The organism is Streptosporangium minutum, from assembly GCF_002149035.1.
Taxonomy (GTDB): Bacteria; Actinomycetota; Actinomycetes; order Streptosporangiales; family Streptosporangiaceae; genus Streptosporangium; species Streptosporangium minutum.
Window position 1 is genome coordinate 1 of record NZ_NGFP01000303.1, and the last position, 10,348, is coordinate 10,348.

Here is a 10,348-nt window from a genome sequence, read left to right on the forward strand (position 1 = left end):
CCGGGGGCCGGGCGGGGTGGTCACCTCCTACCGGGAGGCCGCCAACGCCATCGAGCTCGGTGACCGGCTGGGCCTGCGGGCCTCCGTGCTCAAGGCCTCGGACCTGCTGGTCTTCCCGGTGCTCCTGCGGGACAGGGCCGCCATCGAGGACCTGGTGACAACCGTGCTCAGCCCGCTGCTGGACGCGAGGGGCGGTCCGGAGCCGCTGCTCGGCACGCTGGAGGCCGTCTTCGCCTCCCAGGGCAACCAGACCGCCGCCGCGCGCAGGCTCGGTGTCAGCACCCGGGCGGTGACCTACCGGCTGGAGCGGATCCGCCGCCTCACCGGGTTCTCGCCCGACGACCCCACCCAGCGGTTCACGCTGGAGACCGCGGTGCTGGGCGCCCGGCTGCTGGACTGGCCGGCTCATCCGCTGCGCTGATCGTCCGCCGGCCCGGTCATGCCGGGTGGAGGGCCGAGGGCCGGTCGGACGCCTCCTCCGCGGCGGCCACGGAGCGGGTGGAGACGGCGCGGGAGACGAGGAGGACCGCGATGACGCACACCGCGGAGGCGGCGCAGAATACGGCGGGCAGGCCGGCGTAGGTGCCGAGGAGCCCGCCGGCCGCCGCGCCGAGGGGGGTGGTGCCCATGCCGATCAGGCGGTAGCTCGCGTTGACCCGGCCGAGGAGGTCTTCGGGGATGAGCCGCTGCCTCAGCGACACCAGGATGACGTTGGAGACGGCGTTGGTCGCGCCGAGGAACGCGGCGGTGACGCCGATCGCCACCGGGGTGGGGATCAGCACGGGCACCAGCAGCAGGAGACTGTTGACCAGGTCGGCGACGAGCAGGGTCCTGACCTGGCCCGCGCGGCGGGCCAGCCACCCGGCCAGCAGGGAGCCCGTCACCGCCCCGGCGGCCAGCGCCGCCGTGAGGACGCCGTAGCCGGCGGCGGGCAGTCCCACCCGCGACCCGTCGCCGACGACCCACAGCACGAAGACCGCGAAGTAGGCCGCGTTGGCGAAGTTGAGCACGCCCGCGAAGGCGGCCAGGGCGCGCAGGACACGATGGTCGCGCAGGTAGCGCAGGCCGTCGGCGATGTCGGTGCGCAGGGAGCGCGTCGACGGGGCCTCGACCTGGAAACGGCCGCGCATGCCGCACAGGGCCAGCCCCGCCACGGCGTAGAGCAGGGCGGGCACGCCGAGGACCGCGGCCGGGCCGATCAGGATCAGGAGTCCGGCCAGCGGGCCGCCGAGGAAGTTGTTGCCGACCGTCTGCACGGCGATGAGCTGCCCGTTGGCGCTGTCGAGGCGGTCGCGCGGGACGGCCATCGGCAGCACGGACTGCGCGGAGGTGTCGGAGAAGACCTCGGCGACGCCGATCAGGAGGGCTCCGGCGAGCAGCACCGGCAGGCTGAGCGCCCCCAGCCAGGCCGCCGTGGCCAGCGCCGCGAGCACGCCGGCCCGGCCCCAGCTCGCCATGACCATGATCCGTCGCCGGTCGTGCCGGTCGACGATCGCGCCGGCGTGCAGCGCGAGCAGCAGCCAGGGCAGCGTCGCCGCCGCGCCGGCCAGGGAGACCAGGAACGGCGACCTGGTCAGGGTCACCGCGATCAGGGACACGCCGAGGACCGCGATGCCGTCGCCGACGTTCGACAGGCCGGAGGCCGTCCACAGCCAGCGGAATGACCGTCCGATCACGTGGACCTCCGATATTGTGTAAAGGAAAGTGTGCAAATATTCCTTTGCAAAGATATGGCTGCACGTGATGGATGACAAGACCCGCAATCTCGGAGCCTCGGCACTCAAGGGGCTCTCCCACCCTGTCCGGCTCCGGCTCCTGGAGCTGCTGGAGCAGCACGGCCCGGCGACCGCGACCCAGCTCGCGGCCCGGATCGGAGAGAACACCGGAGTCACGAGCTACCACCTGCGCCAGCTTGAACGGCACGGGTTCATCGAGGACATGCCCGAGCGCGGCAAGGGCAAGGAGCGCTGGTGGCGCACCCGGGGCTTCTCCCTCGACGGCGACCGGTTCCGCCGCGACCCCGAGACCGCGGAGGCCGCCGAGTTCCTCCTCGCGGAAATGGTCCGCCAGCGCGGCGCCGAGCTCGCCCGGTGGCTGGAGGAGTCACGGACCTCCCCGCGGCCGTGGATCACGGCCGGCGTCAACTCCCGCGTGGCGTTGCGCCTGACCAGGGAAGAGCTCGCCGACCTCGTGCGCGACGTCACCCAGGTCCTGGACGCCTGCTACGACAGGGTCCGGGAACGGGACGAGGAAGCTCCGGACACCGCGCGCGTCATCGTCCACTTCGACGCCTTCCCCGTCGGGCTCGGGGAGCGGGAGAAACCGGATTGACCTACCGGGCCCGGGAACGGCCGGGGCCGCGATGACCCGCCCGGCCCGGGAACGGGCGCTGTGAGGAGGGGCCGGGCGGCAACAGGTCCGGGGAAGGGGTTCCCGGCGGGAAGCAGGTACGGCCGCCGCCGTGACGGGCGGCGGCCGTACTCGGGTTCGGGCTGCCGAGAGGGCGCAGGCGCGTCCGGCGCGGGCCCGGGGTCAGGGGATGAGCAGGATCTTGCCCGTGGTCCGGCGGGCCTCCAGGTCCTCGTGGGCCTGGGCGGCCTCGGCGAGGGGATAGCGGCGGGAGATGTGCACCTGGAGCTGTCCCGACGCCACCCACCCGAAGACGTCGGAGGCCCGCCAGACCAGCTCGTCGCGGGCGGCGACGTAGTGGGCGAGGGTGGGGCGGGTCAGGAAGAGGGAGCCGTGCTGGTGGAGGATCTGCGGGTCGACGGGCGCGACCGGGCCGCTGGCCTGGCCGTACAGGGCCATCATGCCGCGCGGGCGCAGCGAGGCGATGCCGCCGTCGAAGGTGGCCGCGCCCACGCCGTCGTAGACGACGTGCACGCCGGAGCCGGTCAGCTCGCGGACCGCCTCGGAGAAGCCGCCGTAGCGGAGCACCTCGTCGGCGCCCGCCTGACGGGCCAGTTCCTCCTTCTCCTCGGTGGAGACCGTGCCGATCACCCGGGCGCCGCGCAGCTTGGCGATCTGGGTGAGCAGCAGTCCCATGCCCCCGGCCGCGGCGTGCACCAGCACGTCGTCACCGGGTTTCACCTCGTAGGTGGAGTGGGTCAGGTAGTGCGCGGTCATCCCCTGGAGCATCACGGCCGCCGCCACGTCCGCCGTGACACCGTCGGGCACGGCGAGCAGGCGGGAGGCGGGCACCACGGTCCTCTCCGCATAGCTGCCCATCACTCCGGCCCAGGCCACGGTGTCGCCCACGGAGAGATCCCGCACGTCCTCGCCGACCGCGGCGACGGTGCCCGCGCCCTCGTTGCCGGGCACGAAGGGCAGCGACAGCGGATAGTGTCCCATCCGCTGGTAGACGTCGATGAAGTTCACGCCGGCGGCCGCGATGTCGACCAGCACGTCGCCCGGGTTCAGCTCGGGATCCGGGTGGTCGGTGTAGGTGAGAACCTCGGGACCGCCGGTGGCGGAGACGACAATGGCGCGCATCGTGCTGGACTCCTTTAGCTCATTCGAGTGCTTCGATCCTCCCCAACCCCGCCTCGATCACTCGTTGTTCCCGTTCAGGGCGCGGAGGCCCCGTTCTCCAGAGTGCCGTGCATGGTGAAGTTGTCGAAGGAGGTCCTGAGCATGGCCTCGCTGTTCTCGCCGACCCGGGCGATCAGGCCGATCTCGCCGGGAGGCAGCGGGCTGGCGTCCAGGAAGCTCTGGACCTTCTCGCCGTTGACCCACATGGTGAGCTGCACGCCCTGCGGGCCGCCCGAGCACTCGGCCTGGAGGCGGACGGGCTGCCCCTTGGGCAGGTCGACCTTGAAGGCCTTGGTGAGCTCGCCCCCGGCGCTCTTCACGCTCTTGCGGAGGCGGGCGTTGCCCGTGGTGTCGAGCAGGAACTCGTAGCGGGTCGCCTCGTTGGTGTCCTCACCCCGGCAGAACAGGCCGTACTCGCCCCGGCCGCTGCTGCCGTCGCGGACCCCGACGTCGACGCCGATCAGCAGGCGGGCGGGCAGGACCGGCGTGGGGCTGGCCGTGGGGTCGGGGGTGGACGGCGGAGCGGTCGCGAAGGGGACGGGCGCCTTCTCCCGCAGCACGGAGTCGTCGCCGTCCACGTCAAGGGCGTAGTAGCCCTCGGGGGCGTAGCCGTGGTCGTTCTCGCCGTCGTAGGTGCCGCCGCTCCAGCCGCTCCCGCTCTGGGTGAAGTCGTTCTGGTAGAGCAGGGCGAGGTTCTCCGGCGGGCCGCCGGAGGTGAGCGCGAGATAGAGGCCGGCCCCGCCCCCCACCGCGACCAGGGCCGCCACCGCCGCTCCGGCGATCAGCTTCTTCCTCCGCGCGGGCTGTCCGACGGGCACGGTCGCGACGGTGTGGCCGGGACCGCCGTGGGCGGGACCGCCGTGTCCGGGACCGCCGTGGGCGGGGCCGTTGTGCCCGGGGCCGCCGTGCTGCCCCGGCGGTACGGCTCCCGCCCACTGGGCGGTCCCCTGAATCGTGGGCGGGCTCTGCTGCCAGGCCGTCTGGACCGAGTGGGCGGTCTGCTCGGGAGCGGCGGAGCGGCCGACGAGGTGGTCGAGCACCTGCTGGGAGGTGGGCCGGTTCCGGGGGTCCTTGGCGATCGCGTAGGTCACCAGCTCGCGCAGCGCGGGATCCATGCCCTCCAGGGAGGGTTCGGTGTTCAGCACCTGGTAGAGCACCGCGGGCAGCGCCTCCCCGCCGAACGGCGCGTGACCGCTTGAGGCGAAGGCCACCAGGCAGCCCCAGGAGAACACGTCGCACGCGGGGGAGACCGGCTCGCCGCGCAGCACCTCGGGCGCCATGTAGCGGGGCGTGCCGATGATCTCGCCGGTTCCGGTGATCCCGCTGAGGGTGTCCAGCGCGCGGGCGATGCCGAAGTCGATCACGCGGGGGCCGACCGAGGAGAGCAGCACGTTGGACGGTTTGAGGTCGCGGTGCACGACCCCGGCGCCGTGGATGGCGGTGAGCGCGGTCGCCACGCCGACCGCCAGCGCGTCGAGGCTGGAACCGCGGAGCGGTCCCCCCGAGTGGACGGCCTCCTCCAGGTTCGGGCCGGACACGTATTCGGTGACGACGTAGAGCTGGTCGCCGTCCAGCGCGGCCTCGATCACCGCGGCGGTGCAGAACCGGCGGACCCGCTGGGCCGCGTCGGCCTCCCGGCGGAAACGCATCCTGAACTGCTCGTGCTGGCTGTACTCCGAGTTGATCACCTTGATGGCGACCCGTTGCCCCTCGGGGGACTCGCCGAGGTAGACGGTGCCCATCCCGCCTCGGCCCAGCCGGCTGAGCAAGCGGTATCGCCCGATCTGTATGGGATCACCCGGAGTGAGGTTGTTCACCGTCATACCTAACCGCATATACCGTCACATGAAGTGGCTCAGCTTATCCAGATCTTCCCGGCTGTCAGCAGCCGCAACAGTGCCAGATCCACTTTCTCCAGGCTGTCCACCGCCGGCACGCCGTACGGCACCGGCACGTCGCCCGGCACCGCGATCACCCGGCATCCCGCGGCGCGGGCGGCGGCGAGACCGGTGGGGCTGTCCTCCACGGCCACGCACTCGGCGGGGTCCACGCCCAGCGCCGCGGCGGCCTTCAGGTAGGGGTCGGGCAGCGGTTTGCCGCGCGCCGTGTCCTCGGCGGCCACGACCAGACGGAACCGTTCCGCCCCGACCGTGCGGAGCACCATGTCCACGATCCGCCGGGGTGAGGCGCTGACCAGGGCCACCGGCACACCCGCCGCGCCCAGGTCGTCCAGCAGCCGGATCGCGCCGGGCAGCGGGGTCACCCCGCCCGCGATCCGCTCGGCGAAGGCCTCGGTGAGCCGCGCGCCGACGGCCTCGGCGGACGCCTCGTCCGGTCGCGTGGGGGAATCGCCGGGGAGCGCCCGGCCGGGGTGGGCGGTCGTCCCGTCCGTGGAGGCCCGGTCCCGCCGCGCGCGGCTCCGCCGCAGGAGGTGGGCGGCGGCGTGCTCGACGGGCCGGCCGAGCACGTGGGCGGCGTCGGCCCCGGCCAGCTCCAGGCCGAGCTCCGCCGCCACCGCCGCGCACGCCTCCCACCACAGCCCCTCGGTGTCCACGAGGGTGCCGTCCATGTCGAACAGGACGGCGCGCAGCTCAGCCGACACCGGCGGGATCCTCCAGCTCGGCGGGGGTACGGCCGCCGCCGGCCGTGGCGCGCTCGGCGACCAGGACGGGCCGTCGCACAAGGCCGAAGGCCACCCGGGTGCCGGGGGCCAGCCGTGCCGCGTCGTGGCCGGGGACGTCGCTGAGGACCTCCAGCTCGCCCAGCCGCACCCGCAGCCGCGCCGACGAACCGCGGAACGACGACGCCACGACCAGCGCCCGGCCCTCCGGATCGGGCGTGACGAGCACGGCCTCGGGCCGGACCAGCACGTCCACGTCGGGGGAGGCGGGCAACGGGCCGTCCACCTTGAGCAGCTGGCCCAGGACCGTGACCTCGTCCCCGGACAGGCGGCCGGGGATGTGGTTCATCGTGCCGACGAACTCGGCCACGAACGGCGTGGCCGGCCGGTCGTAGACGTCGGCGGGGGGCCCGCACTGCTCCAGCCGCCCGTCGCGGAGCACCGCGACCCGGTCGGCGACCGACAGCGCCTCCTCCTGGTCGTGGGTCACGAAGATCGTGGTGATGCCGAGGTCGAGCTGGAGCCGCCGGATCTCCTCCCGCAGCGTGACGCGGACCTTGGCGTCCAGCGCGGACAGCGGTTCGTCCAGCAGCAGCACGCGGGGCTCCAGGGCCAGTGCCCTGGCCAGCGCGACGCGCTGCTGCTGGCCCCCGGAGAGCTCGTGCGGATAGCGCTCGGCGTGCGCGGGGAGACCGACCAGCTCCAGCAGTTCCGCCGCCCGCGCGTGCCGCCGGGCGGTGGGCACCTTGCGGACCCGGAGCCCGAAGGCCACGTTGTCGCGGGCGTTGAGGTTGGGGAACAGGCTGTAGGACTGGAAGACCATGCCCGCGTCCCGGCGGTTGGCGGGCACCCGGGTGATGTCCTCGCCGTCCACCAGCACCGCCCCGGAGTCGGGGTGCTCGAAGCCGGCCACGCAGCGCAGGGCCGTCGTCTTGCCGCAGCCCGACGGCCCGAGCAGCGCCATCAGCTCGCCCTGTTCGACGGTGAGGTCCAGGCCGTCCAGGGCGACCGTGCGGCCGAACGTGCGGCGCAGCCCCCGGAGCTCGACGGTCATCGACGTTTCCTTCCCGCACCCGAGAGGGTGAGCAACAGCAGCCAGATGAGCAGCAGGCTGATAATCGACAGGGCCACCGACAGCTGCCCGTCGTTGCCGGAGACGGTCACGATCCAGACGGGGAACGTCTGGTAGCCGAGCAGGGCCGCGACGGTGTATTCGCCGAGCACCAGCGCGAGGGTGAGGAAGGAGGCGCTGGCGATGGCGGAGCGGATGTTGGGGACGATCACCCGCAGCAGCACGTGCGGCCACGAGGCGCCCAGGTTCCGCGCCGCCTCCACCAGGGTCCGCACGTCGATCACCCGCAGTCCGGCGTCCAGCGACCGGTAGGCGAACGGCAGCGTCAGCACCACGTAGGCCAGAACGAGCACGACCGGGAACCTCTCGTCCTGGACCGCGATCAGCGTGGCCCAGAACGGCGTGGCGGCCAGCGCCTCGGTGCCGCCGCGCAGCGCCGTGCCGATGCCGACCACATAGGTGATCGGCGGAACGACCAGTGGGAGCGTGGCGATCAGCTCCAGCGCGGGCCGCAGCCGCGGTGCGCCGAGCCGTACGGCGAGCATCGCGGGGAGCGTCAGCAGCAGCACCGTCACGATCGTGGCGGCGGCCAGCCCCAGGGAGAGCAGCAGGCTGGGGACGAAGCCGGGCGCGGACAGGATCCGTGTGTAGGCGCCGAGCGAGAGGCCCTTCCCCTCGGTGTGGACGGTGAACCAGAAGGAGACGGCCATCGGGACGAGGAAGTAGAGCGCCGCGACGCCCAGCACGATCCCCCGCCAGACGCGCACCCGCCGCGGGCGGGGACGGGAGGCGGCCGGGCCGGGGGCGACCTCGGGCACGGTGGCTATCGCAGCCATCGGGAGCTCCTCCTCTGCAGCGGCAGGTAGACCGCCATCACCAGGATCGCGATGACGATCATGTCGAGGCTGAGGGCGAGCGCGATGTTCTCGTGGCCGATCAGCACGTCGCCGGTGAGCGCGTCCGCGATCTGCAGGGTGACCAGCGGGACCGTGCTGCCGACCATCGCCTGGGCGGTGGCGTAGGCGGCGAACGCGCCGCCGAACAGCAGCACGACGCCGCCGAGCAGTGCGGGGGCCAGCACCGGGATGCCGACGTGCCGCCAGAACTGCCAGGCGGTGGCGCCGCTGTTCTGCGCCGCCTCCCGCCACTGCGGGCGCAGGCCGTCCAGGGCCGGGGTCATGACCAGCACCATCAGTGGCGCCGAGAAGTACATGTAGACCATCACCAGGCCCCAGAAGGTGTACAGGCTCCAGCCGGACTCGCCCAGCCCGAAGGTCTTGGTGACCACGCCGGAGTTGCCCAGCGTGGCGATCCAGACGAACGCCAGCGGCACGCCGCCGAAGTTGGCCAGCACTCCCGAGGCGGTCAGCACCGCCTCGCGCAGCGCCCGGAACCGGGAGGTGACCACGGCCTGGGCCAGGAAGGTGCCCAGGACCGCGCCGAGCACCGCGACCAGCGCCGACAGCCGCACGCTGCTGAGGAGGGTGGCGAGGTAGTTGCCCCGCAGGCTCTCGGCCACGTTGGCGGCGCTGAAGGAGGAGAGCCCGCTCTGCGGGTCCCTGACGGTGAACGCGCCGAGCAGCAGCGCGACCGCGGGGATCCCGAACGCCAGCGCCACGAAGGCCAGCAGGGGCAGGGCGGCGAGCCACCCCGTGGAGCGGGTACGGCCGCCGCGCCGGGCGGCCGTACCGGCGTCGGTCGCCGTCATCGCTCGGCCGGGGAATCGGTCGTCGTCATCGGTCAGCCGGAGACGGCGGCGCCCCAGCCGCCGGCCAGGACTTCCTTGGCCTTGTTGACCTGGGCCTCGGTCGGGAAGGCGGGCTCGCCCTCGACGGGGGGCAGGTTGGCCTCCGCGTCCTTGTCGACCGAGCCGTCGGCCTTCATGGCGGGCAGCAGCACCGGGCGGGCGAAGCCGCCGAGGTAGAGGTTCTGGCCCTCGGTGCTGTAGAGGAACTCCTGCCAGAGGCGGGCGGCGGCCGGGTGCGGGGCGTCCTTGTTGATCGCCTGCGCGTAGAGCTGGAAGTATTTGCCGTCGGTCGGGATGACCGTCTTCCAGTCGAGGCCCTTCTCGGCCATCTTGGGGGCGTAGGCGGCGTTGTTGTAGTCCCAGTCGATGCTGATCTGGGTCTCGCCCTTCTCGATGGTGGCCGGAGTGGTCTCCACCGGGTTGAAGTTGCCGGTGTCCTTCAGCTTCTTGAAGAACTGCAGGCCGGGCTGGATGTCGTCGAAGGAGCCGCCGTTGGCCAGGGCCGCCGCGTACACGCCGGCGAACGCCGAGCCGGACTTGGTCGGGTTGCCGTTCAGCGCGACCTTGCCCTTGTATTCGGGTCTGAGCAGGTCGGCGAAGGTCTCCGGGCATTTGGCGATCTTCTTGGCGTCGCAGCCGATCGAGACGTAGCCGCCGTAGTCGTTGAACCAGAGGCCGCTCGGCTCTTTCTGGTTGGCGGGGATCTTGTCCCACGTCTGGACCTTGTAGGGCGCGAACAGGCCCTCGGCGGCGCCGCTGATGGCGAAGGACTGGCCGACGTCGAGCACGTCGGGGGCGCGGTCCTGGCCCTTGCGGGTCTTCACCGCGTTGATCTCGTCGGCGCTGGCGGCGTCGGGGGTCTCGCTCTCGATCTCGATGCCGTACTTCGCCTTGAAGGCTTCGATGATCTTTCCGTAGTTGGCCCAGTCGGGCGGCAGGGCGATGACGTGGAGCCTGCCTTCCTTCTTCGCGGCCTCGACGAGCTTGTCCAGCCCGCCGAAGTCGGCCGCGGAGGCGGCGGTCCGGGCGTCCACACCGGCCGCGGAGCCGCCGCCGGAGGCGGACGGCGCGGCGGTGGTCGGGGCCGCTCCGCATGCCGTGGCGCCTGCGAGGAGAAGCGCGGCCAGGCCTGCGGAGCGGACTCGGGATGCGATCACGTTGTCTCCCAAGGGGGTGTCGCGCAATATGCAATGAAAGTAGGCGAACTTGTACAAACAAGCTAGACCTAGTAAGTCGGCAATCGGTTTCCGTCCGATGAACGCCCGAAGTACGTCGGGAGAATGCGAGAGCTGGGACTTCATGGGCGATTCATCCTTGTTTAGGGTGAAGGTGGGATGGCCGCCCGGTGCGCGCAGCGAGGGAGATCCTGGCTGGGCGC

The 10,348-nt window shown here is 72.4% G+C and carries 10 protein-coding genes; 2 read left to right on the forward strand and 8 right to left on the reverse strand.

All coding sequences use genetic code 11. The features are described 5' to 3' along the window. On the forward strand, nt 1-421 hold a 421-nt coding region (locus tag CA984_RS38870), incomplete at its 5' end, for a PucR family transcriptional regulator (protein WP_165781580.1). Nucleotides 422-437: 16 nt separating this feature from the next. Here the strand turns inward: CA984_RS38870 and CA984_RS38875 are convergent. Then, nucleotides 438-1,676 carry an MFS transporter gene (locus tag CA984_RS38875; RefSeq protein ID WP_242676415.1) on the reverse strand — a complete coding sequence of 413 codons (1,239 nt, stop codon included), beginning with the start codon at nt 1,674-1,676 and terminating at the stop codon, nt 438-440. A gap of 67 nt (nt 1,677-1,743) precedes the next feature. On the opposite strand from CA984_RS38875, the gene CA984_RS38880 reads away from it, so the two are divergent. Next, complete coding sequence (locus tag CA984_RS38880) at nt 1,744-2,331, forward strand: helix-turn-helix domain-containing protein (protein ID WP_086578381.1); 588 nt, start codon at nt 1,744-1,746, stop codon at nt 2,329-2,331. 201 nt (nt 2,332-2,532) lie between these two features. Here the strand turns inward: CA984_RS38880 and CA984_RS38885 are convergent, their stop codons facing one another. The 7 genes from CA984_RS38885 to CA984_RS38915 all read right to left on the reverse strand — a co-directional run bounded on the left by CA984_RS38885 (nt 2,533) and on the right by CA984_RS38915 (nt 10,127). Next, nucleotides 2,533-3,492: a quinone oxidoreductase family protein gene (locus CA984_RS38885; RefSeq protein WP_086578382.1), complete on the reverse strand. Its 960-nt coding sequence runs from the start codon at nt 3,490-3,492 to the stop codon at nt 2,533-2,535. Between the two features lie 74 nt (nt 3,493-3,566). After that, on the reverse strand, nt 3,567-5,354 hold the full coding sequence (locus CA984_RS38890; protein ID WP_242676416.1) for a serine/threonine-protein kinase: 1,788 nt from the start codon (nt 5,352-5,354) through the stop codon (nt 3,567-3,569). Nucleotides 5,355-5,386: 32 nt separating this feature from the next. Next, the gene (locus CA984_RS38895) at nt 5,387-6,133 is read right to left on the reverse strand and encodes an HAD family hydrolase (RefSeq protein WP_086578384.1); all 747 of its coding nucleotides are present in this window, start codon (nt 6,131-6,133) and stop codon (nt 5,387-5,389) included. Next, a complete protein-coding gene (locus CA984_RS38900) occupies nt 6,123-7,205 on the reverse strand; it encodes an ABC transporter ATP-binding protein (RefSeq protein WP_086578385.1) in 1,083 nt (360 codons plus the stop codon). Before CA984_RS38900 ends, CA984_RS38895 begins: the two co-directional genes overlap by 11 nt. Then, the gene (locus CA984_RS38905; RefSeq protein WP_086578386.1) at nt 7,202-8,059 is read right to left on the reverse strand and encodes an ABC transporter permease; all 858 of its coding nucleotides are present in this window, start codon (nt 8,057-8,059) and stop codon (nt 7,202-7,204) included. Before CA984_RS38905 ends, CA984_RS38900 begins: the two co-directional genes overlap by 4 nt. Beyond that, nucleotides 8,047-8,931 (reverse strand): ABC transporter permease, encoded by an 885-nt coding sequence (locus CA984_RS38910; protein ID WP_086578387.1) that lies wholly within the window; start codon nt 8,929-8,931, stop codon nt 8,047-8,049. The genes CA984_RS38905 and CA984_RS38910 overlap by 13 nt, the downstream gene beginning before the upstream one ends. Before the next feature lie 32 nt (nt 8,932-8,963). Then, nucleotides 8,964-10,127, reverse strand: a complete 1,164-nt coding sequence (locus tag CA984_RS38915) for an ABC transporter substrate-binding protein (RefSeq protein ID WP_086578388.1) — start codon at nt 10,125-10,127, stop codon at nt 8,964-8,966. Nucleotides 10,128-10,348 lie beyond the last annotated feature (221 nt).